Raw genomic sequence first — 25,714 nt, forward strand, 5'->3', positions numbered from 1 at the left:
TAGTGGACTACTTAGGCCACCCACCGCCGACGGGTGCTACACCTCGGAGCGACCAGAAAATCGGGATGACGCGGCGCTCCTGGAGGTACGGGGATCATGGCAACTCGGCAGAGCGACCAGCAGGGTGGCAGCCCGGGCACCGGTCGGGGGCACGGTCGCCGTTGCCGTTGTGTGGTCGGTGCGAGTACGGCCTTGGTGACGTTCGGGGTGACCCCGTTCGTCACCGCGCCACCGGTGCGAGCGGACTTCGAGTGGCTGGTCGATCTCCTTGATCCGCTGATCAATTCGGAAACCGGCGTCGACGTCTCCGACCCTGCGGCGTGGACCTGGCTGGATCCCGCCGCCTGGGGGGACCCCTCCTCATGGGGCGTCGACGTGGGCACCGACTGGCTGGGAGCCGCGCTGGCCGGCCCCGTCGACGGCGCCGCCTGGTTCGACCAAAACATTTACACCCCGATCCACACCGCGATCGACGACTGGATCAACAGCTCCGACGGCGCACAGTTCGCCGGGCTGGTCAACACTTGGTCGGGGCAGTTCCTCATCGGTGACGGTGCCGACGGGACAGCATCGCACCCCGACGGCGGGGATGGCGGGCTGCTGTTCGGCGACGGCGGCGACGGCTACTACGGCGGCGACGGCGGCAACGGCGGCTGGCTGATCGGCGACGGCGGGGATGCCGGCGGGGTGGCGCCTTCACCGGAGATCAATGCGCTCGATGCAATCGCTTACCAGACGCCGATCGACGGAACACCCGGACAGGCGGGCAATGCCGCGTTCCTGTTGGGCAATGGGGGCAACGGAGCCAACGGCACCGACGGAATCGACGGGGGTGACGGGGGCGCCGGCGGGGCCGGCGGCGCCGGTGGAATCTGGTGGGGCAACGGCGGAGACGGTGGCAACGGTGGCAACGGAACGGCGGGCGGCTCCGGCGGCGACGGCGGCGCCGGTGGTGCCGGAGGGCTCTGGTTCGGCAAGGGCGGCAACGGCGGCAATGGCGGAACCGGGGCCGCCGGGGGCGACGGCAGTGACGGCGGGGCGGGCCTCGCGGGCCAGGACGGCGAGCCTGGCCAAGCCGGTCAGTCCGGAGGATTCGGCGGGGTCGGAGGCAATGGTGGTGCCGGCGGACTGTTCTTCGGCACGGCTGGCAACGGCGGCATCGGTGGCGACGGCGGGGATGCCGGCCACGGTGGCAACGGTGGTGCCGGCGGTGACGGTCCCGGCACGGCCGGCAACGGCGGCGAGGGCGGATCGGGCGGATACGGGGGCTGGGGAGCGCGCGGCGGGCTTCCCGGGGCGGTCGGTCTCTTCGGCACCGCGGGATCGGTCGGCAATGCCGGTGCAGGAGGCCAGGGCGGCAACGGCGGCGACGGCGGCGAGGGCGGCGACACCGGTGCCGGCGGCCACGCCGGAGCGGGAGGCAACGCCGGCGCCGGCGGCGCGGGCGGGGGCACCTCGTTCGGCTGGGCCAGTCCGTATGACCCCATCCGCACCGGCGTCGCCGGCGGCGGCGGTGCCGGCGGCAACGGCGGCACCGGCGGCGACTCCGGTGACGGCGGCTGGGGCGGGGCGGGTGGCACCGGCGGTTGGGGCGGTGAAGGCGGTTCGGGGCACGACGGCGGGGATGCCGGCGCCGGCGGCGACGGCGGCAACGGCGGCAACTCCGGTATCGGCGGCAATGGCGGCCAGGGCGGCAACGGCGGCTTCGGCAATGTGGGCGGCGACTATCACGGCAACACCGACGGTGTCGCCGTACCCGCCGGCAGTGGCGGGGACGGCGGCAACGGTGGAGCCGGCGGCGACGGCGGCAGCACCGGCGATGGCGGCCATGCCGGCGACGGTGGAGACGGGGGGCGCGGTCTGGGCCTCGGCGTCGGCGCTCCCGGCGGTCCGCCAAATCGTGGCGGTGACGGCGGCGACGGCGGCGACGGCGGCAGCACCGGCGATGGCGGCCACGCCGGCAACGGTGGCGAGGGCGGCGTCAGTCTGGTGGGCGGCCTGCGCGCCGGCAACGGTGGCGACGGCGGCAGTGCCGGCGCGAACGGCCACGCCGGCAACGGCGGCGACGGTGGCGAGAGCCTCACCGGCGACGGCGGTGCCGGCGGCAACGGCGGCAACGCAGGTCCCAACGGAGACGCCGGGTGGGGCGGCTATGGAGGCGCGGGTGGCATCAGGCCTGCTAGCGACGGCCATGGGGGCGCCGGCGGCGACGGCGGCGACGGCGGTGCGGTGGATGGTTTCTCCGGCGGTCACGGTGGAACGGGCGGCGCCGGAGGCGGCTTCGCCCACCAATACGCCGACGGCACCGGCAACTACGGCGGCGGAGGCGGCGGCGGACCGGGCGCCCCCGGCAGTACCGCCGGCAACGGCGGCAATGGCGGCGACGGCGGACAGGGCGGCTGGGGCGGCATCAGCAGCGGCGGCCGGGGTGGTGCCAACGGCGGCGCCGGGGGTGATGGCGGGGACGGCGGTCATGTCAACGGCGGCAACGGCGGCAACGGCGGCAACGGGGGCGTCGGGCCGGGCGCCGACGGCGGCCGCGGCGGAAACGGGGGCGACGGCGACGTTCGCCCTGATGTCTTCAACGGCGCGGGCGGCCACGGCGGCAACGGCGGCAACGGGGGCCTCGGCGCCGCCGGCGGTGACGGCGGCGACGGCGGCGACGGCATCAACTGGGGGTTCGGCGGCGACGGTGGGCAGGGCGGCAACGGCGGATCCGCCGGCCCGAACGGCAACGGCGCCGGCGGCGACGGCGGCAACGGCGGCGACGGCACCGCCGAGCAGTACGACGGCGGCGACGGCACCGCGGGTGGCAACGGCGGGGCCGATGGCACCCCCGGCACCCCCGGGACCGCCGGGCCGGACCGCCCGTGAACGGGCCGGCGATCTTCAGGCCAGGGTGACCAGGCCCAGTTCGGCGTCACCGGACAGCAACGGATGGCTCGGCAGCACCCGCACGGTGTAGCCCACCGAGCCCGCGACCGGTAACGGGGTGGTCGTCGAGAACACTTCGGTGCCATCGGCGCCGCTGCGCTCGTGTGTCATCACCACGGTGGCCGGTTCCAGCAGGCTGTCACCGGAATCCAGCCGGCCCAGCACCGCCTGCACCGTCACCTCGCCGGGCGCCAGGCCGGCCAACCGAACGGTGGCGGTCAGCGTCAGCTCCGAACCCAACAGCGGGGTGTCGGGCAGTCCGGTGCTGTCGACGTCGGTGATCTCGATCTGCTGCCAGGCCCGCTCCACCCTGCTGCGATAGTCGGCCAGCCGCCGAGCCGCACCGTAGGGCACTCCGTCGATCGGTTCGCAGGTGCGCCGCACGGACTGCGCCGCCGGGGCGTAACACTGCTCGACGTAGTCGCGGACCATCCGTGAGGCCAGCACTTTCGGCCCGAGCGTCTGCAGCGTGTGGTGCACCATCTCGATCCATCGTGGCGGCACGCCGCGTTCGTCGCGGTCATAGAACTTCGGCACCACCGACCGAGCCAGCAGGTCGTAGAGGGCCGCGGCTTCCAAATCGTCGCGGCGGTTCTCATCGGCCACCCCGTCGGCGGTCGGTATCGCCCAGCCGTTCTCCCCGTCGAAGCACTCGTCCCACCAGCCGTCGCGGATGGACAGGTTCAGTCCGCCGTTGAGCGCACTTTTCATCCCCGATGTGCCGCACGCCTCCAGCGGTCGCAGCGGATTGTTCAGCCACACATCGCATCCGGCGTAAAGTCGTCGCGCCATCGACATGTCGTAGTCGGGCAGGAACGCCACGCGGTGACGCACGGCCAGACGGTCGGCGAAGCGCACCACCTGCTGGATCAGCGCCTTGCCCTCATCGTCGGCCGGATGAGACTTGCCGGCGACGATCAGCTGCACCGGCCGCTGCTCGTCGAGCAGTAGCTGCTCCAATCGGTCCGGGTCGCGCAGCATCAACGTCAGGCGCTTGTAGGTCGGTACCCGGCGGGCGAACCCGATGGTCAGCACATCGGGATCGAAAGCCGTTGCAATCCAGCCCAATTCGGCCTCCGAGGCACCGCGATCCAGCCCGGACCGCAGCAGCCGCAACCTGACCTCATCGACGAGCAGCGACCGCAGCTGGGAGCGGATCGACCACAGCGCAACCGGATCGGCTTCTTGCAGACGCTGCCATGCCGCGGGATCGCTGAACGAGTCGGTTGCGGCCAGGTCGCGACCGAGCTGCAACCACGGCGGGGCCGCCCAACTAGGCGCGTGCACGCCGTTGGTGATCGAGCCGATCGGCACCTCGTCGGCGTCGAATCCGGGCCACAGGCCGTTGAACATGGCCCGGCTGACCCGACCGTGCAGCCGCGAGACGCCGTTGGCCCGCTGGGCCAGCCGCAGACCCATGTGGGCCATGTTGAACATGCCGGGTTCGTCTTCGGCACCCAGCTCGATGATCCGCTCGACGGGCACCCCCGCGGCCAGAGCGTCGCCGCCGAAGTAGCGCCGCACCATGCCCTCGCCGAACCGGTCGATACCGGCCGGGACCGGGGTGTGGGTGGTGAACACCGTCGCCGATCGCACCACGCTCAGCGCGGTGTCGAAATCCAGGCCTTCTTCGGCCATCAGCTCGCGGATGCGCTCGATCCCGAGAAAGCCCGCGTGGCCCTCGTTCATGTGGAACACCTCGGGGGCGTTGATGCCCTTGAGCGCGGTGAACGCCCGGATCGCCCGCACCCCGCCGATCCCGGCCAGGATCTCCTGACGGATCCGGTGCTCCTGGTCGCCGCCGTACAGCCGGTCGGTGACCCCGCGCAGCTGGTGCTCGTTCTCGCCGATGTCGGAGTCCAGCAGCAGCAGCGGGATCCGGCCGACCTGTGCGACCCAGATCCGCGCGCGCAACCGACCCGCACCGGGTAGCGCCACCTCGATCAGCGCCGGCTTGCCCGCCGCGTCGGCCAGCAACCGCAGCGGCAGTCCCTGCGGGTCCAGCGACGGATAGGTTTCTCGTTGCCAGCCGTCGGCGGTCAGCGATTGGCGGAAATACCCGGAGCGGTAGTACAGGCCGACCGCGATCAGCGGCACGCCCAGGTCCGACGCCGACTTCAGGTGGTCCCCGGCCAGGATTCCCAAGCCTCCCGAGTAGTTGGGCAGGGCTTCGGCGACTCCGAACTCCATCGAGAAGTATGCGATCGCGGCGGGAAGCTCCGCGCCACCGTCCAGCTGGTGCTGATACCACCTGGGCTGCGTCAGGTACTCGGTCAGATCGGCCGACAGGGCATCGAGCCGGCCGGTGAACGCCTCGTCGGCGGCCAGCTCATCAAGCCGGTTCGGGCTCACCGCGCCCAGCAACGCCACCGGATCCCGGCCGCATCCGGCCCACAATTCCCGGTCGATGGCGGCGAACAACTCCTGTGTCGGCTGCTCCCACGACCAGCGCAGGTTCATCGACAGTTGCTCGAGCGCCCGCAGCCGCTCGGGAAGGTGCGCACGAACGGTGAACCGGCGGAGTGCTTTCACGCGTCACCACCTTACGGCGGTTCAGCGAGGCTCGCCGGAGTCGGCCCGAAGGGTCGGCGGAGGCGAGGCGAAGCTGGGACCGCCGAAACAGGCCGGCGGTTCAGCGAGGCTCGCCGGAGTCGGCCCGAAGGGTCGGCGGAGGCGAGGCGAAGCTGGGACCGCCGAAACAGGCCGGCGGTTCAGCGAGGCTCGCCGGAGTCGGCCCGAAGGCCGCCGCATAGGAACCTGACGATTCGGTTGCGAACCGGCCGCTTCGTTCCGGTCGGTATCAGCAGCCCATTACCGTGGGCAAAGACAGCCCCACGACGAACGGAGTATGAGTGCCTGGTCGCGTCGAGGTCGACGACGTCGAACCGGTCATCTCCTGCGGCCGCTACCCGGCCAAGGCCGTGGTCGGCGAAACCGTGCCGGTGAAGGCCACCGTGTGGCGAGAAGGCCACGACGCGGTCGCCGCGACCCTGGTGGTGAGCTACCTCGGGCGGCACTATCCACTGCCCGGGGAACCGCCGGTGAGCCCATCCGGCACGGGCACCGCGCCGCTGCACCTGCCGATGCAGACCGGGTTCGACGCCTACGTGTTCCACGGCTGCTTCACCCCCGACGCCGTCGGGCTGTGGACCTTCCGGGTGGAGGGCTGGGGCGATCCCCTGCAGAGCTGGCGAAGCGCCGTGACGGTCAAGCTCGACGCCGGCCAGGATGAAGCGGAGCTCTCCAACGACCTGTTGATCGGCGCCGAGTTGTTCGACCGCGCCGCGGCCGCGATCCCGCCCGCCCGGCGCCGGCCGTTGCAGGCGGCGGCCGCGGCCCTGCGCACTCCCGGCGATCCGGTATCCCGGGCCGCCCTGGCCCTGTCGGCAGAGGTCGGCGAACTGCTGGACCGCCATCCCTTGCGGGAGCTGATCACCCCCGGCAAGGACCACCAGGTGTGGGTGGATCGGCCGCTGGCCCGCCGCGGGGCCTGGTATGAGATGTTCCCCCGCTCGACCGGGGGCTGGGATGCCGACGGCCGCCCGGTGCACGGGACGTTCGCCACCGCGGCGGCAGCGCTCCCGCGGATCGCCGAGATGGGCTTCGACGTGGTCTATCTGCCGCCGATCCATCCGATCGGCCGGGTGCATCGCAAGGGCCGCAACAATTCCGCGACCGCGGAGCCCGGTGACGTCGGTTCGCCGTGGGCCATCGGCAGCGTCGAGGGCGGCCACGACGCGGTACACCCGGATCTCGGCACCATCGACGGCTTCGACGACTTCGTGGCCGCCGCCCGCCGGCTGGACCTCGAGGTGGCGTTGGACCTGGCCCTGCAGTGCGCACCGGATCACCCCTGGGCCAGGCAGCACCGGGAATGGTTCACCGAGTTGCCCGACGGCACCATCGCCTATGCCGAGAACCCGCCGAAGAAGTATCAGGACATCTATCCGCTGAACTTCGACAACGATCCGGCCGGGTTGTACGCCGAAGTACTGCGGGTGGTGCGGTTTTGGATGGACCACGGCGTCAAGGTCTTTCGGGTCGACAATCCGCACACCAAGCCGCCGGACTTCTGGGTCTGGCTGATCGGCGCCGTCAAGAACATCGACCCGGATGTGCTGTTCCTGTCCGAAGCATTCACCCCGCCGGCGCGTCAGTACGGACTGGCCAAACTGGGCTTCACCCAGTCCTACACGTACTTCACCTGGCGGACAACGAAACACGATCTGACCGAGTTCGGACAGCAGATCGCCGAACTCGCCGACTACCGTCGGCCGAATCTCTTCGTCAACACCCCCGACATCCTGCACGCCAGCCTGCAGGCGGGCGGCCCCGGAATGTTCGCCATCCGTGCGGTGCTGGCGGCCACCCTGAGCCCGACGTGGGGCGTCTACTCCGGCTTCGAATTGTTCGAAAACCGTGCGCTGCAGGAGGGCAGCGAAGAATACCTGGACTCGGAGAAGTACGAACTGCGTCCTCGTGACTTCGCCGCCGCCGTCGCCGAGGGTAGGTCCCTGGAGCCGTTCATCGCCCGGCTCAACGAGATCCGCCGGCTGCACCCGGCATTGAGTCAGTTGCGCACCGTGCACTTCCACTCGATCGACAACGATGCGTTGCTGGCATACAGCAAATTCGATCCGGAGAGCGGCGACACCGTTCTGGTGGTGGTCACCCTGAACCCGTTCGCCCCCGAGCACGCGACGCTGCGGCTGGACATGTGGGCGCTGGGAATGGAGGACTACCAACGGTTCTGGGTGCGTGACCAGATCACCGGCGAGGACTACCACTGGGGGCGGGAGAATTGGGTGCGGCTCGACCCGGCCCGGGCGGTCGCCCACATCGTCAATATGCCGCCGATCAACGCCCATGCCCGTACCGAACTGCTGCGTCGCCGGTGAGCACGATGATGCGACCCCTGGCGCCCGAACGCGCGGATCTGGCCCGGCTGCTCGCCGGGGAACACCACGATCCGCATGCGATCCTGGGTGCCCATGAATACGGTGAACTCACCGTGGTTCGGGTTCTGCGGCCGCGCGCAGCCCGCATCGTGGTGCTCGTCGGCGCCGACCGGTTCCCGATGCGGCATCTGGGTTCCGGGCTGTTCGCGGCGGCTCTGCCGCTGACCGGCCTGACCGACTACCGCCTCGAGGTGCATTATCCCGACACTGCGCAATTCGGCGAGCCCACCGGAATCCGCACGGTCGCCGACGGTTACCGCTTCCCGCCGACTCTGGGCGAGATGGACCTGCACCTGTTCGCCGAGGGCCGCCACGAACGGCTCTGGGACGTGATGGGCGCCCATCACCGCACCTTCCTCACCGCCGACGGCGAGGTGTCCGGTGTGTCGTTCGCGGTGTGGGCGCCCAACGCCACCGGTGTCGGCCTGATCGGTGACTTCAACGGCTGGGACGGCAACGACGCACCGCTGCGGGCGCTGGGTTCCTCCGGGGTCTGGGAAGTGTTCTGGCCCGACTTCCCCGCCGGCGGCCTGTACAAGTTCCGCATCCACGGCGCCGACGGCACGGTCAGCGACCGTGCCGATCCGTTCGCCTTCGCCACCGAGGTTCCGCCGCGAACCGCGTCGCGGGTGACGGAGAGCAACTACCTCTGGAATGACGCGGACTGGATGGCGCAGCGCGCCCGGCGAAACCCGGTGGCCGAGCCGATGAGCACCTACGAGGTGCACCTGGGGTCCTGGCGGCCCGGGCTGGACTATCGCCAGCTCGCGTCGGAGCTGACGGAATACCTTGTGCAGCACGGCTTCACCCACGTCGAGCTACTGCCGGTCGCCGAGCACCCGTTCGGCGGGTCGTGGGGATACCAGGTGACGTCGTACTACGCTCCGACGGCACGCTTCGGCACACCCGACGATTTCCGGGCGTTGGTCGATGCGCTGCACCGGGCGGGCGTCGGCGTGATCGTGGATTGGGTGCCGGCGCATTTTCCCAAGGACGATTGGGCACTCGGCCGCTTCGACGGCACCCCGCTGTACGAGCACGCCGATCCGCGGCGCGGTGAGCAACTCGACTGGGGCACTTACGTCTTTGACTTCGGCCGGCCGGAGGTGCGCAACTTCCTGGTGGCCAACGCGCTGTACTGGCTGACCGAATTCCACGTCGACGGGCTGCGGGTGGACGCGGTGGCATCGATGCTCTACCTGGATTATTCGCGGCCGGAGGGCGGTTGGACCCCCAACGTTCACGGCGGCCGGGAGAACCTGGAGGCGGTGCAATTCCTGCAGGAGCTGAACGCGACCACGCACCGGGTCGCGCCGGGAATCGTGACGATCGCCGAGGAATCCACCTCCTGGCCAGGTGTCACCCGCGACACCGGTCTTGGCGGCCTGGGCTTTTCGATGAAATGGAACATGGGCTGGATGCACGACACGCTGGCCTATCTCGGTCATGATCCGGTGCACCGCAGCTATCACCACCACAACATGACGTTTTCCATGCTCTATGCCTACAGCGAGAACTACGTACTGCCGATCAGCCACGACGAGGTGGTGCACGGCAAGGGCACGCTGTGGTCGCGGATGCCCGGTGACGACTACCGCAAGGCGGCGGGCCTGCGCACCCTGCTGGCCTACCAATGGGCGCATCCCGGCAAACAGCTGTTGTTCATGGGTCAGGAATTCGGCCAGCGCAGTGAATGGTGCAACGAGCGCGGCGTCGACTGGTTCCAGCTGGACCCGGAACTCGAGGCGGACGGCTACTCGGCCGGCATCCTGCGCCTGGTCGGCGACATCAACGCCCACTACCGTGCGCTTCCCGCCTTGTGGAGCCAGGACGCCGACCCCCGTGGCTATTCCTGGATCGACGCCAACGATTCGACCAACAATGTGCTGAGCTTTCTGCGGTTCGGCGCCGACGGTTCGACGCTGGCCTGCGTATTCAACTTCGCCGGCATCGAACACTCCGACTACCACCTGGGCCTGCCGCGCGCCGGCCGGTGGCGGGAGGTGCTCAACACCGATGCGGTCGCCTACCGCGGTTCGGGGGCGGGCAACTTCGGCGGAGTCGAAGCCACCGAGGACCCGTGGCACGGCCGGCCCGCCTCGGCCGTGCTGGTGCTGCCGGCTCTGTCCGCCCTGTGGTTGGCGCCCGAGTAGCGCGAGCAGACAGAGAATCGCACAAATCCGCATAGCGGAGTGCGACTCTCTGTCTGCTCGCCGGGAAGCTCTCCCGGGAATCAGTACAACGCGTTGGCCAGGTTGCGCCGGCCGGCCACCACCTCGGGGTCGGCCGGATCGAACAGCTCGAACAGCTCGACCAGCCGGGCCCGCACCGTGCCGCGCTCATCGCCGGAGGTCCGTCGCACCAATCCGATCAGCCGGTCGAAGGCGGCGGTGACGTCCTGGCTGAGAATCTGCACATCGGCCGCGGCGAACGCCGCCTCGATGTCGTCCGGCGCGCCGTCGGCCAGCGCCGGCGCATCCGGAGGCCGGGCGGTCGCCCGCTCCAGGAAGATCAGCTGGCGCAACGCCGCCTTGGCTTCGACGTGGTTGGGGTCGGCATCCAGCAGCGCCTGGTAGGAGTCACGGGCCGCGGCGAAGTCACCGGCGTCGAGTTGGTCGCGAGCCTGCGCCAGCGCGGGGTCGACCTGGTCGGGCTGCTCGGATTCGTCGCCGCCGGAGAGCTTGCCCGCGGTGGCCGAGACCAGCGAATCCACCCAGCGGCGGAGCTGGTCGGGCGGCTGCACGCCCTGAAAGCTGGTGATCGGCTGGCCGGCGGCCAATGCCACCACGGTGGGCACCGCGTCCACACCGAACACCTGCGCCACCCGGGGGGCAACATCGACGTTGACGGTGGCCAGCGACCATTTGCCGCCGTCACTGGTGGCCAGCCCGGCCAGGGTGTCGGCCAGCTGGACGCAGGCCTCGCTGCGCGGCGACCACAGCAGCACCACCACCGGCACCTGGTTGGACCGGACCAGCACTTCGTCTTCGAAATTGGCCTCGGTGATCTCAGTGGCGCCCGGCGGAGCCGAACCGTCACCACCGGCGCCACTGGGTGGGGCCGACTGCTTGAGACCGGACAAATCCACTGCTCCGGCCAACGCCGGGCTGATCGGGGGTCGAGGACGAGTCACGACACCAAGTCTGTCACGCCGTCGTGGCGCCGGTTCCGACGGCTGATTCCCGGTCGACGAAGTCGACTATGACCAATATCACACTTCGATTTCGGTGCCCCGCTCCGGCGGCATCCAGCAACCTACGCAACCGTAGGGAGGCTGTTATCCGGCCCGCAGGATCAGCGCGTCACCCTGGCCGCCGGCACCGCACAATGCGGCCACCGCGTAGCCCGAACCACGCCGCTTGAGCTCGAGCGCGGCGTGCAGCGTGATGCGCGCACCGGACATCCCGATCGGGTGCCCGACCGCGATCGCGCCGCCGTGCACGTTGACGACATCGGGATTCACCCCGAGTTCGCGGGTCGAGGCCAGCGATACCGCCGCGAACGCCTCGTTGATCTCCACCACGTCGAGTTGGTCGACCGAGATGCCCTCGCGGGCGATGGCCTTCTTGATGGCGTTGGCCGGTTGGGACTGCAGGGTCGAATCCGGCCCGGCCACCACCCCGTGCGCGCCGATCTCGCACAACCAGTCCAGCCCCAGCTCCTGCGCCTTGGCTTTGCTCATCACCACCACGGCTGCCGCACCGTCGGAGATCTGCGACGACGAGCCGGCGGTGATGGTGCCGTCCTTGCGGAACGCCGGCTTGAGCGCGGCCAGGGAGTCGGCGGTGGTGTTGGCCCGGATTCCCTCGTCCTCGGTGAACTCCAGCGGATCCCCCTTGCGCTGCGGGATCTTCACCGGCACCACCTCGTCGGCGAACACGCCGTCCTTCCACGCCGCGGCGGCCTTGCGGTGCGATTCGGCCGCGAGTTCGTCCTGCTCGGCGCGGGTGAACTTGTCGGCGTCGTTGCGCTGCTCGGTGAGCGCACCCATCGGCTGGTCGGTGAACACGTCGTGCAGGCCGTCGTAGGCGAGATGGTCCAGCACCGTCACGTCGCCGTACTTATAGCCCGACCGGCTGTCCATCAGCAGGTGCGGCGCCTTCGTCATGGATTCTTGGCCGCCGGCCACCACCACGTCGAACTCGCCGGCGCGAATCAGCTGGTCAGCCAGTGCGATGGAGTCGATCCCGGATAGGCACATCTTGTTGATGCTCAGCGCCGGAACGTCCCATCCGATGCCGGCGCCCACCGCCGCCTGCCGCGCCGGCATCTGGCCCGCTCCCGCGGTCAGCACCTGGCCCATGATCACGTACTGCACCAGCGAGGCCGGGACGTTCGCCTTCTCCAGCGCCCCGGCGATGGCGATCGCGCCCAGGTCGCTACCGGAGAAATCCTTCAGCGAACCCATCAGCTTGCCGATTGGGGTCCGTGCCCCAGCAACGATCACCGATGTCGTCATGACTACCTCCCGGGCGGGTGTGGGTGGCCGATCTGCCGGATCGGCGCAGCGCGATGTTTCCGCTCAGGTTACCGTTACGTTATGACGACCGAATCCGTCGCTGGCTCGTTCGAGGTACGTCCCGCCCTGGCTTCCGCGTTGGTGACGGCGATCGACCACGTCGGCATCGCCGTGCCGGACCTGGAAGCGGCCAAGAAGTGGTACCACGACCAGCTCGGCATGATCGTCCTGCACGAAGAGGTCAACGAGGAGCAGGGCATCGTGGAGGCCATGCTGGCCGTGCGCGGCGCCCCGGTCGGCAGTGCCCAGATTCAGCTGATGGCCCCGATCGACGAGTCGTCGACGATCGCGAAGTTTCTGGACAAGCGCGGCCCCGGTCTGCAGCAACTCGCCTATCGGACCAGTGACATCGACGCGCTCTCCGAGCGGCTGCGTGAGCAGGGTGTGCGGCTGCTCTACGACGCCCCCCGGCGCGGCACGTCGGACTCCCGGATCAACTTCATCCACCCCAAGGACGCCGGCGGCGTGCTGATCGAGCTGGTCGAGCCCGCCTCGACCGCCACGGCCGCTCGGGCGCACTGACCACCTGCGGTCAAGACCACTTCCGGGTAGGCCCCCGGGTGGCGCGATTAGCCCAGCACGGCGTGTGCCAGTGCCGCCGGTCGTCGCCATCGGCGGAGTCATGCGGCCACACCGCCACATGGGCGATGCCGGGGCGAATCTCGTGATCGCATCCGGGACACCGGTAGACCTTCACAGCCCGCGAGCCGGCGATCGCCGCGACGACGTAGTCATACCCGTCGGGTCCGGCCTCGATCCGCTGTGAGAGCGGCAGCGGCCGCAACGGCTGTTGCCGGTGCGACGGGCTGCGGCGCCGAGCCATGCCGATCAGCCTAGCGGCCATCAGGCGAGGTCAGGCCAGCGCCGCCAGCGCGGCGGCCGCATCGTAGCCGCCGAACCCGTCCAGTTCGCCCCGGCGAAGACGGTTGACCCAGGTCGGGTCGGCGAGCAGTGCGCGTCCGACCGCCACGACATCGAACTCCCCGGCCTCGAACTGCTCGACCAGTCGGTCCACCGGGGCAGGTTGGATCACCTCACCGCGCTTTTCGCTGCGGAACTGCGTTTGCAGCCCGACCGATCCCACCGCGATGACCGGCGCCCCGGTGACCTTCTTGGTCCACCCGGCCAGGCTCAGGTTCGCATCATGGTCGGGGAACGCCGGGATATTGTGCCTGCGCGTCGAGGGGTGCAACACGTCGACACCCGCCTCGACCAGGGGTGTCAGCAGTTCCTGCAACCGGGTCGGGTCGTCGACGATCGACGCCGTGTAGTCGGTTCCCTTCCACTGCGAGAAGCGGAAGATGACCGGGTAATCCGGCCCCACCGCGGCCCGTACCGCGGCGACCACTTCGGCCGGGAAGCGGGTCCGCGCGGCCAGCGATCCGCCATAGCCATCGGTGCGTCGATTCGTGCGCTCCCAGAAGAATTGGTCGAGCAGATAACCGTGCGCGCCGTGGATCTCAACCGCGTCGAAACCGATGTCTCGCGCGGCGGCGGCACTGTGGGCGTACAGCTCCGCGATCACCGGCAGTTCCCCGGTCTGCAGCGCCCGGCCCCGCGGGTTGCCCTGCCCGTCGATACCGGACGGGCCGACGGGCACCACACCGTCGGTGTCGTCGCGCTGCACGCCCTGGTGCCACAGTTGAGCGGCGATCGTCGCGCCCTCGGAATGCGCGGCATCGACAACGCGGGTCCACCCGGCGAGCACCTCGTCGCCCGCGATCGTCGGCACGCTGAACGGGTAGCCTGCGGCTGGGTCGGGCAGCCGGATCCCCTCGGTGATGATCAGGCCGACACCGCCGGCGGCGCGCCGCCGGTAGTACTCCGCGACATCGCGGCCCGGGATTCCGCCAGGTGATGCCTGACGGGTCATCGGCGCCATCGCGAAGCGATTCGGGACGGTCAGCGAGCGGACCGTCAGCGGCTGGAAAAGATCCTTGACTGCCATGGACCGCTCCAACGCGTGAGTTTTGGCGGTTATTCCGCCCGGCGATCAGAACAAGCGGTATTCGTCGCTGTTCATGCCCCGCATTGCGTCGTAATCCAGTGTCAGACAACGGATACCGCGGTCGATCGCCAGCGTGCGGGCCTGCGGTTTGATCTGCTGGGCGGCGAACACACCGCTGACCGGCGCGAGCAGAGTGTCACGATTGAGCAATTCCAGGTAGCGGGTGAGCTGCTCGACACCGTCGATCTCGCCACGCCGCTTGATCTCCACCGCGACCGACCGTCCCTGCGCGTCGCGGCAGAGCAGGTCCACCGGGCCGATCGCGGTCATGTACTCCCGGCGCACCAGGGAATACCCCTCGCCGAGCAGTTCGACATGCTCCGCGAGCAGCGCCTGCAGCTGGGCCTCGACACCGTCTTTCACCAATCCCGGGTCGACACCGAGTTCGTGGGTGGAGTCATGTTCGATCTCTTCGATGGTGATCCGCAACTGGTCTCCGGTCTTGTTCGCCACCACCCACACCGGGAACTCGCCGCCGGCTTCCTCGGTGAGCCGGCACGGCGGGCTCATCCAGTTCAGCGGCTTATAGGCACGGTCGTCGGCATGCACACTGACCGATCCATCGGCCTTCAGCAGCAGTAGTCGCCGGGCCGACGGCAGGTGCGCGGTGAGCCGGCCGACGTAGTCGACGGTGCATCGGGCGATCACGAGTCGCATCCGAACCACCTTAGGGGCAGCGCCGAGCAATTATTCTTACGCCACGATGAAGCCGCCACTGACGACCGCGCAACGCCTGGGCCGGATCCTGGAGATGCTGACCCGCCAGAGCGGCCGGTTGCCCGAGACACCCGAATACGGCTCCTGGTTGCTGGGCAGGGTGTCGGAAAGTCAGTATCTGCGCCGGATTCGCATCCAGTTCATCATGACGGTCGTCATGGTGGGGACGAACCTGATCGGTGTCGGCGTTGCCGCGCTGCTGGTGACCGTGGCGTTCCCGGTTCCCAGTGTGTTCAGTGACGCCCCGGCGTGGCTGACATACGGGCTCGTGCCCGCATACGTGGCGACCGCACTGGCCGGCGGCACATACGGGATTACCCGGCGCACCATCAAGAAGTTGCGCTGGGCGATCATCGAACGCGAGCCGACTCGGGTGGACGAGCGCAACGCCTTCCAGACGCCCTGGCGGGTCGCTCAGGTCGTGCTCGCCCTGTGGGGGGGCGCCACAGTGCTGTTCACGGTGCTCTATGGGTTGGCCGACAAAGTCTTCATCCCGATCATCGGCTTCACGTTGAGCATCTGCGGCACCCTGGTCGCCACCGCCTGCTACCTGTTCACCGAGTTCGCATTGCGGCCGGTTGCCGCTCAGGCACTGGCCGCGGGCCCACCGCCGCGGCGGTTCCTGTCGGGCATCATGGGCCGCACCATGATGGTGTGGCTGCTCAGCTCGGGGGTTCCGGTGCTGGGCATCGCACTGACGGCGCTGTTCGCCCTGGTGTTGAAGAACCTGACCATGACGCAGTTCGGGATCGCGGTGTTGATGGTGTCGGTGGCGACGCTGGTCTTCGGATTCCTGTTGATGTGGATTCTGTCGTGGCTCACCGCAACTCCGGTGCGGGTGGTGCGCGCGGCTCTCAAGCGCGTCGAGCAGGGCAACCTGCAAGGCGACCTGGTGGTGTTCGACGGCACCGAACTCGGTGAGCTGCAGAGCGGTTTCAACGCGATGGTGCACGGATTGCGGGAACGCGAACGCGTACGCGACTTGTTCGGTCGTCACGTCGGGCGCGAGGTGGCCGCCGCCGCGGAACGCGACCGGATACAGCTCGGCGGCGAAGAACGCCATGTCGCAGTCCTTTTCGTCGATATTGTCGGCTCGACACAGATCGTGACCGCCCAGCCTGCTACCGAAGTCGTCGCCTTGCTGAACCGGTTCTTCGCAGTGGTCGTCGATGAGGTCGACCGTCATCGGGGCCTGATCAACAAGTTCGAGGGTGATGCCACACTGGCGATCTTCGGCGCCCCGAACCACCTCGATCAGCCCGAAGACGAAGCGCTGGCCGCCGCTCGCGGCATTCTGTATCGGCTGGCCGAGGAGGTACCTGAGATCCGGGCCGGCATCGGCGTGGCGGCCGGCCAGGTCGTCGCCGGAAATGTCGGCGCCAAAGAACGTTTCGAGTACACCGTGATCGGCGAACCGGTCAACGAGGCGGCCCGGTTGTGCGAGTTGGCCAAGACTCGGCAGCTCCAGCTGTTGACCACGGCGCAGACGCTGCGCGCCGCCAGCGTCAGCGAGCAGGCGCATTGGGTGCTGGGCGAGTCGATGGTGCTGCGCGGCTATGACCAGCCCACCGTGCTGGCCGGGCCGCTGTAGCCGGCGCTACCCCGCCCGCTCCTCCGCCGCGGCGAGAGCGTCTTCGACCGTGTCGAACACCAGCACGTCGTAGGCCGCCGGGTCTGGCGTCACCGCACCATTGGGATCGACGAGCAGACCCCGTTTGCCGAGGCTCTGCAGATCGTCTGCCAGCCCGGCGAGCAGGCCACGCGCCGGATCGCTGATCGCGTGCAGCCGGGACACATCCAGGATCGCGATGTCGAAGTCGCCGCAGTCGCGGGTGGCGGTGCGCGCCACCTGTTCGGCACCGGCGAACAGCAGATCCCCGTGCACCTCGTAGACCCGGACGCCGGGACGGGGCGTGTAGACCCCGCGAATGGCCGCGTGGGCCTCGCTGCTCACGGTCAGAAAATGCAGACCGAGCTGTTGGGAAAGGCTGCGGCACACCAGGACCCCGCGCACACTGTTACCCTTGTCGTCGATCCGCGGCGAATAGACCCCGATTCCGAGCTGGCCGGGCAGAACCGCCACGATGCCGCCGCCCACCCCACTTTTGGCCGGCATCCCGACCGCGCTGACCCACTCACCAGCGGCGTCGTACATACCGCAGGTCACCATGACCGACAGGGTGCGCCGCACCACCGCCGCGTCGGTCACCTGCCGGCCGGTCAGGGGATTGAACCCGCCCCGCGCCAGCGTCGCCGCCATCCGGGCCAGATCGGTGCTGGTGACCTTCAGCGAGCACTGGCGGATGTAAACGTCCAACGCGTCATCGGGATCAGCGCTGAGAGCGCCGAAACTGTCCAGCAGATAGGCGATCCCGCGATTGCGGCTGCCGCTGGCCTTCTCGGATCGATAGACGTCCTCATCGAAGTCGAGGCTGCGTCCGGCGCAGGCGCTATAGAACTCGCGGATGAGGCCGAACCGATCGTCGGCCGTCTTACCCGGGACCAAAGAGCATGCCACGATCGCGCCGGCGTTGATCATCGGGTTCTTCGGGACGTTGGTGACCTGATCGACGCTGATCCTGTTGAATCCCTCACCGGAGGGTTCCACTCCGATCCGCGCGTCGACGGCCGCCTGCCCCAGCTGATCCAGCGCCAGGGCGTAGGTGAACGGTTTGGAGATCGACTGCATCGTGAATTCCACGCCGGCATCGCCGGATTCGTAGACATAACCGTCCGAGGAGGACAACGAGAGACCGAAGGCGGTCGGATCAACCCGGGACAGCTCCGGAATGTAGCTCGCCAAGGCGCCGACGTTGACGTCGGCATGCTCGGCGAGTATCCCGTCCAAGTATCGCTGTACCAGTGCCGTCACGACCAGATGGTAGCCCCGGAGGCCTCAGCGGTCCGGACTATCGTGTCGCATTTCCGCTAGTGTCGTCGGCTGCCGCGTGCCATGGTTACAAGGTGCACGACGACTTCGACCGCTGTTATCGTGCCGTGCAGTCCAGTGACGCCCGCTTCGACGGCTGGTTCTACACGGCCGTGCTGACCACCCGGATCTATTGCCGGCCCAGCTGTCCGGTGCGCCCGCCCCTGCCGCAGAACGTGCGGTTCTACCCCAGCGCGGCCGCCGCGCAGCGGGCCGGCTTCCGGGCCTGCAAACGGTGCCTACCCGACGCTGCACCGGGTTCTCCGCAATGGAACATCCGCGGCGACATCGTGGGGCGGGCGATGCGCTTGATCGCCGATGGCACGGTGGATCGCGAGGGGGTGACCGGGCTCGCCGGCCACCTCGGCTACTCCGCCCGCCAGTTGCAGCGGCTGCTGCAGGACGAGGTCGGCGCCGGACCGCTGGCGCTGGCCCGCGCCCAGCGGGCGCAGACCGCCAGGATCTTGATCGAGACCACGGGCCTGCCGTTGGGTGACGTCGCGTTCGCGGCCGGCTTTGCCAGCATCCGACAGTTCAACGACACCGTCCGCGCCGTGTGCGCCACCACCCCAACGGCATTGCGGCAGCAGGCGATAACCCGGTCGAAGACCCGGTCCGGCCAGAATGCGCCCGGCGCAGGAGCCGTGTCGCTGCGCCTGCCCGTCCGCACCCCGTTCGCGTTCGAAGGGGTCTTCGGGCACCTGGCTGCCTGCGCGGTTCCCGGTTGCGAAGAGGTCCGTGACGGAGCGTACCGACGCACGCTGCGCCTGCCGCACGGCAACGGCATCGTCAGCTTGACTCCGGCCGCCGATCACGTCCGCTGCGATTTGGTGCTCGAGGACTTCCGGGACCTCACGGCCGCCATCACCCGTTGCCGGCGGCTGCTGGACCTCGACGCCGATCCCGAAGCGGTCGTCGACACCTTGACCGACGATCCCGAGTTGGCGGTGGTCGTGACCAAGGCACCGGGTCAGCGCATTCCGAGGACGGTCGATGAAGCCGAACTGGCGGTGCGGGTGGTGCTCAGCCAGCAGGTGTCGATCAAGGCGGCCCGTACCCACGCGCATCGACTCCTGCTTGCCCACGGTGAGCAGATCGGTGATCCGGCCGGCGGGCTGACACACGTCTTTCCCTCGGTGGAGCGCCTCGCCGACATCGATCCCGACCAGCTCGCTCTGCCCCGGGCCCGCCGGCGCACCCTGCTATCTCTGGTCGCGGGGCTCACAGAGGGCACCATCGAGCTGGGCGCGGGCTGCGATTGGGACCGGGCCCGGCACACTTTGCTGGAGCTTCCCGGCGTCGGCCCTTGGACGGCGGAGGTCATCGCGATGCGTGGTTTGGGCGACCCCGATGCCTTTCCGGTGACCGATCTGGGGGTGCAGGTGGCCGCCCGGCAGCTGGGCCTGCCGGATCAGCCGCGGGCGCTGAGCCGGCGCGCGGCCCGCTGGCGCCCGTGGCGGTCCTACGCCACCCAACATCTATGGACCGCGCTTGATCACGCCGTCAACGACTGGCCCCCGACTTCCAAGGAGACCGCATGACCTGCCAACGCACCATCGACAGCCCGATCGGGCCGCTGACCCTGGCCGGCGAGGACGGCAAGCTCAGCCATCTGTTGATGCTCGACCACTCCCACGCCCCCGACAGCAGCGGGTGGCGACGCGACGACGCCGCATTCCCCGAGGTCGTCGAGCAACTCGCGGCGTATTTCGCCGGCGATCTCACCGAGTTCGACCTGAGTTACCAGATGGCCGGTACCGAGTTCCAGCGCCGGGTGTGGACCGCCCTGCTGACGATCCCCTACGGCCAGACCCGCTCCTATGGGCAGCTGGCGATGCAGATCGGGGCGCCGACGGCATCGCGGGCGGTTGGGTTGGCCAATGGCCGCAACCCGATCTCGATCATCGTCCCGTGCCACCGTGTCATCGGCAGCAACGGCAGCCTGACCGGCTACGGCGGCGGTATCGACCGGAAGCGGCTTCTGCTGGATCTGGAGCGGCAGCACAGCCACGCCACGCTGTTCGACTGAGGCCGGCGTGGCCCGGTTTAGCCCAGCAGATCCACCGGCTCGGGCATGTCGTAGGGGGTGGTATCGGTGAACGCCGTCACGAAGTTGAACAGACCTGTGATGGCTTCCTCGAGCGATGGGTGCGGCGAATCGAGGTAGCCCGCGAGGTATCCCTCGTTAACGAGCCCGGCCAGCGACGGGTGCTCCTGCAACGAGTAAATCGTGTAGGTGTCGGGGTCGAACAAGCTCGCGATCGAGTTGTTGAGACCGTCGACGACACCCTTGCCCAACGCGGTGAGTAGCTCACCGAAATCGATGTCGGTCGGGAACAACCCGGATCCCGCGGCCACATCGACGTCACCCGGCGGCCAACCATGGTCGATACTGCCGTAGCCGAGATTCACCAGGATCCGGGTAACGGGTTCCAACAGCTCGTAGAGCGGCAATCCGAAAATCGGGACCAACTGCAGCGGCGCCAATAGCGGCAGGATCTCGGAGGGCAGCATGTGGAAGGTGGTCAGCGAATCGGGGTCCGAAACCGGCAACTCGATAGCGTTCGCGATTTCATCGGGCGTCGCACTGAGATACACCGAGTGTCCGTAGATGAAGCCCAGCGCCGAGTTGAGGTCCGCCAGCGGGTTGAAGTAGGTCGGCTTGAACGCGACCGGGTCGTACTCGTAGTTGTAGACGTCGGTGTGATACAGGTCGGTGGGGATGGAGCTGGTGGCCGGGGAGCCGATCAGTACGAACCGGACGAGGTCGTTCGACACGTCATGCTCGTCAAGCCATTGCATCAACCCCACCGAGATCGAGGAGCTCTGCGAATATCCGAACACCACGATCGGGTGCTCGGCGTCGACCTCGCCACTGTTGAGTCGCTCAGCCACCGCATTCTCGAGCAGCTGCAGGCCGACCGCGCGTGAGGTGTCGCTGACGTTCTCCGGTGTGAACAGCGACACCAGCTCGCCACCGAATCCGTGCGGGCTCAAGAACAGATCATTGACAGCGTCGAGGTAAGTCTGGGGTGGCTGCGGGATCCCGGTTCCGCCCATCAGGAACGCGACCCCGTCACCCAGCGACGTACCGTTGCCGGTGAGCTCGAACGCCCGCGATTGCGCTCCGACCACCGGCACACCGGCAACCAGGCCGGCCGCTACGACCGCGGCAACAAGTGGCGGACAAAAGTAGCTGCGCACCGAGTATCCTCCTGTTAATTTCCTTAACTGAACCTGAACGCTATAGCTCCTCGGTCGATCGCGCAATACCGGTGAGCTGCGGGAGCCGCTAGTCCAGGGCACCCACGACAGCAAGGACCACTGAAATGGCGGTATTCGCAATACTCTTCATAGCCGTCTTTTTCCTGGGCATGGGCCTCTACGCACTCGCAGCACCGACAGCCCTGGTCCGACCGTTCGGCATCACGCTCACCTCCTCAACGTCGCGGTCGGAGGTTCGCGCCGTATACGGCGGATTCGGTGTGGCCATGGCAGGAATCTTGGCAATCGCGGCCGTCAATCCCGACTACCGCACTGGAATCACGCTTACCGCAGCGGTCGCCCTGGCCGGAATGGCTTTGGGGCGCATGCTATCCGCCGCCATCGAACGTCGCCGGACACCGTTCTATCCCAATTGGTTCTACTGTTTGGTAGAGGTGGGAGCGGCTTTGCTCTTGTTTTCGTCACGCTGAATCGGCTGCAAACCCCACCGGAGGCCTCCTGCTGTTCCAGCCGGAGAACTGCATGGTAAAACCCTGTATCGCCAGAGTTGCGGTCCTGGCCGCGGTGGCGGCCGCTGCGGGGTGGGATTGGCAGTGCCGGCGAGTGCAGAGTTGCTCGTCGCCGCCGAATAGGAGTTTCGCCTCGAGGGTACGAACTGGGGTCAACCGGGATGGTTCTTTCACAACGACGGTGGAGCCGACGATTCTTGTCCCGAGTCCATCTGCCCCACGATCCACGTTCAGTCTGGTAAGGGTCCGGTCGACCGGCGGCTATTTCGGGATCTGCGCCGCGTTTGCCTTTTGTATGCGCGGCGGAGGTGGCTGACTTCTGGGCATGAAACACAAATGCCTGTGCCCCCCAATTTCTTGGGGGGCACAGGGCTTTATGTTGTGTTCGGCGGTGTCCTACTTTTCCACCCGGTAGGGCAGTATCATCGGCGCTGACAGGCTTAGCTTCCGGGTTCGGGATGGGACCGGGCGTTTCCCTGTCGCTATGTCCGCCGTAACTCTATTTATTTTTCCCCCGTGTGTGGACGGTTTCCCCTTTTTTTTGGGGGGTCCACTGGGTCACCAATGTTTGTGTTTGGTGGTGGGGTGTGGGTTTACGGTGTTTTGTGGTTGTGGTTGCGGGCAACACATTGTTTGTTGTGTGTTGGTAAGTTTTCGGCCGGTTAGTGCCAGTTCCCTTCACACCTTGCGGTGCTTTCAGGTCTGGTCTATCGATCCCGTGGTCTGCGGGGGGCCTTATCCCACTTAAATGGGTGAGAATCCTGGTCTTGGAGTGGGTTTCCCGCTTAGATGCTTTCAGCGGTTATCCTGTCCGAACGTGGCCATCCAGCCGTGCTCCTGGTGGAACAACTGGTATACCAGAGGTTCGTCCGTCCCGGTCCTCTCGTACTAGGGACAGGTTTCCTCAAGATTCTGACGCGCGCGGCGGATAGAGACCGAACTGTCTCACGACGTTCTAAACCCAGCTCGCGTGCCGCTTTAATGGGCGAACAGCCCAACCCTTGGGACCTGCTCCAGCCCCAGGATGCGACGAGCCGACATCGAGGTGCCAAACCATCCCGTCGATATGGACTCTTGGGGAAGATCAGCCTGTTATCCCCGGGGTACCTTTTATCCGTTGAGCGACACCCCTTCCACTCGGGGGTGCCGGATCACTAGTCCCGACTTTCGTCCCTGTTTGACGTGTCAGTCTTACAGTCAAGCTCCCTTGTGCACTTACACTCAACACCTGATTGCCGTCCAGGTTGAGGGAACCTTTGGGCGCCTCCGTTACATTTTAGGAGGCAACCGCCCCAGTTAAACTACCCACCAGGCACTGTCCCTGAACCAGCTTCATGGTTCGAAGTTAGAGGTCCAATACGATCAGAGTGGTATTTCAACAACGACTCCACCCACACTGGCGTGCGGGTTTCACAGTCTCCCACCTATCCTACACAAACCGCATCGAACATCAATACCAAGCTATAGTGAAGGTCCCGGGGTCTTTTCGTCCTGCCGCGCGTAACGAGCATCTTTACTCGTAATGCAATTTCGCCGAGTCTATGGTTGAGACAGTTGAGAAGTCGTTACGCCATTCGTGCAGGTCGGAACTTACCCGACAAGGAATTTCGCTACCTTAGGATGGTTATAGTTACCACCGCCGTTTACTGGGGCTTAAATTCTCAGCTTCACCCCGAAGGGTTAACCGGTCCTCTTAACCTTCCAGCACCGGGCAGGCGTCAGTCCGTATACATCGTCTTGCGACTTCGCACGGACCTGTGTTTTAGTAAACAGTCGCTTCTCACTGGTTTCTGCGACCCCCTCCCGCTGCCCACCGCGAAGGTGTTGACGGTATGAGGGTCCCCCTTCTCCCGAAGTTACGGGGGTATTTTGCCGAGTTCCTTAACCATAGTTCACTCGTACGCCTTGGTATTCTCTACCTGACCACCTGTGTCGGTTTGGGGTACGGGCCGTGTGCGTGCTCGCTAGAGGCTTTTCTCGACAGCATAGGATCACCGAATTCGCCACAATTGGCTATGCATCACCTCTCGGAATATATGCCAGACGGATTTGCCTATCTGACTTCCTACCGGCTTACCCCAGTATTACCACTGACTGGTACGGCTACCTTCCTGCGTCACCCCATCGCTTGACTACTACCAACGAAGGTCCCACGCAGCCGGCGAACGCCCTCACCCCGAAGGGATCAGATCATCTGCCATTTGGGTGGTTAGTACCGCTGATTCATCAGGGACGCCCACACACGGGTACGGGAATATCAACCCGTTGTCCATCGACTACGCCTGTCGGCCTCGCCTTAGGTCCCGACTCACCCTGGGAGGACTGGCCTGGCCCAGGAACCCTTGGTCTTTCGGCGGGCAAGGTTCTCACTTGCCTCATCGCTACTCATGCCTGCATTCTCGCTCCCACACCCTCCACCACTAGATCACTCTGTGGCTTCACCGGATGCAGGACGCTCCCCTACCCAATACATACGTATTGCCGCGGCTTCGGCGGTGTGCTTGAGCCCCGCTACATTATCGGCGCACAATCACTTGACCAGTGAGCTATTACGCACTCTTTCAAGGGTGGCTGCTTCTAAGCCAACCTCCTGGTTGTCTTCGCGACTGCACATCCTTTTCCACTTAGCACACGCTTAGGGGCCTTAGCCGGCGATCTGGGCTGTTTCCCTCTCGACGCACGGAGCTTATCCCCCGCCGTCTCACTGCCACGCTTACACTCACCGGCATTCGGAGTTTGGCTGACGTCAGTAACCTAGTAGGGCCCATCGGCCATCCAGTAGCTCTACCTCCGGTGAGAAACACGCAACGCTGCACCTAAATGCATTTCGGGGAGAACCAGCTATCACGGAGTTTGATTGGCCTTTCACCCCTACCCACAACTCATCCCCTCAGTCTTCAACCTAAGTGGGTTCGGGCCTCCACGCGGTCTTACCCGCGCTTCACCCTGGCCATGGGTAGATCACTCCGCTTCGGGTCCACAACACGCCACTACACACACCCCAACGGATGCGATACGCCCTATTCAGACTCGCTTTCGCTACGGCTACCCCACACGGGTTAACCTCGCGACGTGCCGGTGACTCGCAGGCTCATTCTTCAAAAGGCACGCCATCACCCCACTCAAAAGAGAAGGCTCTGACGGATTGTAGGCACATGGTTTCAGGTACTATTTCACTCCCCTCCCGGGGTACTTTTCACCATTCCCTCACGGTACTCGTCCGCTATCGGTCATCGAGAAGTATTCAGGCTTACCGGGTGGTCCCGGCAGATTCACAGCAGATTCCACGGGCCCGCTGCTACTCGGGGACACTGTGACAGCAGAGATCATGTTTTCACGTACCGGGCTCTCACCGTCTACGGCAGACCATCCCAGGCCACTTCCGCTAACACAATCTTTTCTCACTGCTGCCCCTCACGGCGGTAAGAGGAACACAGACCCCACAACACCGCACACACAACCCCCGCCGGGTATCACATGCATACGGTTTAGCCATCCTCCGCTTTCGCTCGCCACTACTCACGGAATCACATTTTGTTTTCTTCTCCTACGGGTACTGAGATGTTTCACTTCCCCGCGTTACCTCCCCACCGGCTATACATTCACCGGAGGGTGACACGACATCACTCGTGCCGGGTTTCCCCATTCGGACATCCTCGGATCCACGCTCGGTTGACAGCTCCCCGAGGCATATCGCAGCCTCCCACGTCCTTCATCGGCTCTCGATGCCAAGGCATCCACCATGCGCCCTTAAACACTTACAAACACAAAAACCAAGAAACAAAAATTGCAAAACAAACAGACCAAAAATCTGCTTGTTAGATGCTCGCAACCACTATCCACAAAACAAACACCACACCCCACCACCAAGTGTGAGGCGACAACAACACCCACCCCCACCCGGGGGCACAAACG

The 25,714-nt window shown here is 66.7% G+C and carries 16 protein-coding genes and 2 rRNA genes; 8 read left to right on the forward strand and 10 right to left on the reverse strand.

Translation table 11 applies throughout. The annotated features are described in order from the left end of the window. Nucleotides 1-96 precede the first annotated feature (96 nt). Nucleotides 97-2,874 carry a PE family protein gene (locus G6N23_RS22605; protein WP_163769699.1) on the forward strand — a complete coding sequence of 926 codons (2,778 nt, stop codon included), beginning with the start codon at nucleotides 97-99 and terminating at the stop codon, nucleotides 2,872-2,874. Nucleotides 2,875-2,889: 15 nt separating this feature from the next. Here the strand turns inward: G6N23_RS22605 and glgP are convergent, their stop codons facing one another. Further along, nucleotides 2,890-5,466, reverse strand: a complete 2,577-nt coding sequence (glgP, locus tag G6N23_RS13920; protein ID WP_085260385.1) for an alpha-glucan family phosphorylase — start codon at nucleotides 5,464-5,466, stop codon at nucleotides 2,890-2,892. 320 nt (nucleotides 5,467-5,786) lie between these two features. On the opposite strand from glgP, the gene G6N23_RS13925 reads away from it, so the two are divergent. Both G6N23_RS13925 and glgB read left to right on the forward strand, forming a co-directional pair. Next, nucleotides 5,787-7,832, forward strand: coding sequence for an alpha-1,4-glucan--maltose-1-phosphate maltosyltransferase (locus G6N23_RS13925; RefSeq protein ID WP_085260386.1), 2,046 nt, complete (start codon nucleotides 5,787-5,789; stop codon nucleotides 7,830-7,832). A gap of 5 nt (nucleotides 7,833-7,837) precedes the next feature. Next, nucleotides 7,838-10,045: a 1,4-alpha-glucan branching protein GlgB gene (gene glgB / locus G6N23_RS13930; protein WP_095174157.1), complete on the forward strand. Its 2,208-nt coding sequence runs from the start codon at nucleotides 7,838-7,840 to the stop codon at nucleotides 10,043-10,045. Nucleotides 10,046-10,125: 80 nt separating this feature from the next. On the opposite strand, the gene G6N23_RS13935 is transcribed toward glgB, so the two are convergent. Beyond that, nucleotides 10,126-11,025 (reverse strand): thioredoxin family protein, encoded by a 900-nt coding sequence (locus tag G6N23_RS13935; RefSeq protein WP_085260387.1) that lies wholly within the window; start codon nucleotides 11,023-11,025, stop codon nucleotides 10,126-10,128. Nucleotides 11,026-11,169: 144 nt separating this feature from the next. Then, entirely contained in the window at nucleotides 11,170-12,351 is a 1,182-nt protein-coding gene (locus G6N23_RS13940; RefSeq protein WP_085260388.1) for an acetyl-CoA C-acetyltransferase, read from the reverse strand. An 81-nt stretch (nucleotides 12,352-12,432) separates the two neighbouring features. Between G6N23_RS13940 and mce the strand changes: the two genes are divergently transcribed. After that, nucleotides 12,433-12,933, forward strand: a complete 501-nt coding sequence (mce, locus tag G6N23_RS13945) for a methylmalonyl-CoA epimerase (RefSeq protein ID WP_085260389.1) — start codon at nucleotides 12,433-12,435, stop codon at nucleotides 12,931-12,933. A gap of 10 nt (nucleotides 12,934-12,943) precedes the next feature. Here mce and G6N23_RS22045 read toward each other — a convergent pair whose 3' ends face one another. From G6N23_RS22045 to nucS, 3 genes are read right to left on the reverse strand one after another with little or no spacing between them, the layout of a single operon-like run. After that, complete coding sequence (locus G6N23_RS22045; protein ID WP_085260390.1) at nucleotides 12,944-13,234, reverse strand: Rv1322 family protein; 291 nt, start codon at nucleotides 13,232-13,234, stop codon at nucleotides 12,944-12,946. 30 nt (nucleotides 13,235-13,264) lie between these two features. After that, nucleotides 13,265-14,359 carry an NADH:flavin oxidoreductase gene (locus tag G6N23_RS13950; protein ID WP_085260391.1) on the reverse strand — a complete coding sequence of 365 codons (1,095 nt, stop codon included), beginning with the start codon at nucleotides 14,357-14,359 and terminating at the stop codon, nucleotides 13,265-13,267. A 45-nt stretch (nucleotides 14,360-14,404) separates the two neighbouring features. Continuing rightward, nucleotides 14,405-15,076, reverse strand: a complete 672-nt coding sequence (nucS, locus tag G6N23_RS13955; RefSeq protein ID WP_085260392.1) for an endonuclease NucS — start codon at nucleotides 15,074-15,076, stop codon at nucleotides 14,405-14,407. A 46-nt stretch (nucleotides 15,077-15,122) separates the two neighbouring features. Between nucS and G6N23_RS13960 the strand changes: the two genes are divergently transcribed. Continuing rightward, the gene (locus G6N23_RS13960) at nucleotides 15,123-16,727 is read left to right on the forward strand and encodes an adenylate/guanylate cyclase domain-containing protein (RefSeq protein WP_085260393.1); all 1,605 of its coding nucleotides are present in this window, start codon (nucleotides 15,123-15,125) and stop codon (nucleotides 16,725-16,727) included. A gap of 6 nt (nucleotides 16,728-16,733) precedes the next feature. On the opposite strand, the gene glsA is transcribed toward G6N23_RS13960, so the two are convergent. Next, nucleotides 16,734-18,008, reverse strand: coding sequence for a glutaminase A (gene glsA, locus G6N23_RS13965; RefSeq protein ID WP_085260394.1), 1,275 nt, complete (start codon nucleotides 18,006-18,008; stop codon nucleotides 16,734-16,736). A gap of 92 nt (nucleotides 18,009-18,100) precedes the next feature. Between glsA and G6N23_RS13970 the strand changes: the two genes are divergently transcribed. Both G6N23_RS13970 and G6N23_RS13975 read left to right on the forward strand, forming a co-directional pair. Further along, nucleotides 18,101-19,606: a DNA-3-methyladenine glycosylase 2 family protein gene (locus tag G6N23_RS13970; RefSeq protein ID WP_085260403.1), complete on the forward strand. Its 1,506-nt coding sequence runs from the start codon at nucleotides 18,101-18,103 to the stop codon at nucleotides 19,604-19,606. Continuing rightward, entirely contained in the window at nucleotides 19,603-20,094 is a 492-nt protein-coding gene (locus G6N23_RS13975) for a methylated-DNA--[protein]-cysteine S-methyltransferase (protein WP_085260395.1), read from the forward strand. Before G6N23_RS13970 ends, G6N23_RS13975 begins: the two co-directional genes overlap by 4 nt. A gap of 17 nt (nucleotides 20,095-20,111) precedes the next feature. On the opposite strand, the gene G6N23_RS13980 is transcribed toward G6N23_RS13975, so the two are convergent. Continuing rightward, complete coding sequence (locus G6N23_RS13980; RefSeq protein WP_234808567.1) at nucleotides 20,112-21,269, reverse strand: PE-PPE domain-containing protein; 1,158 nt, start codon at nucleotides 21,267-21,269, stop codon at nucleotides 20,112-20,114. 125 nt (nucleotides 21,270-21,394) lie between these two features. Between G6N23_RS13980 and G6N23_RS13985 the strand changes: the two genes are divergently transcribed. Further along, entirely contained in the window at nucleotides 21,395-21,760 is a 366-nt protein-coding gene (locus G6N23_RS13985) for a DUF4345 domain-containing protein (RefSeq protein ID WP_085260396.1), read from the forward strand. Nucleotides 21,761-22,182: 422 nt separating this feature from the next. Here G6N23_RS13985 and rrf read toward each other — a convergent pair. Next, nucleotides 22,183-22,295: ribosomal RNA gene (gene rrf, locus G6N23_RS13990) — 5S ribosomal RNA — on the reverse strand. A 146-nt stretch (nucleotides 22,296-22,441) separates the two neighbouring features. Further along, nucleotides 22,442-25,563, reverse strand: a 23S ribosomal RNA gene (locus tag G6N23_RS13995). Nucleotides 25,564-25,714: the final 151 nt, after the last annotated feature.

The sequence above is a fragment of the Mycolicibacter terrae genome, from assembly GCF_010727125.1.
GTDB lineage: Bacteria > Actinomycetota > Actinomycetes > Mycobacteriales > Mycobacteriaceae > Mycobacterium > Mycobacterium terrae.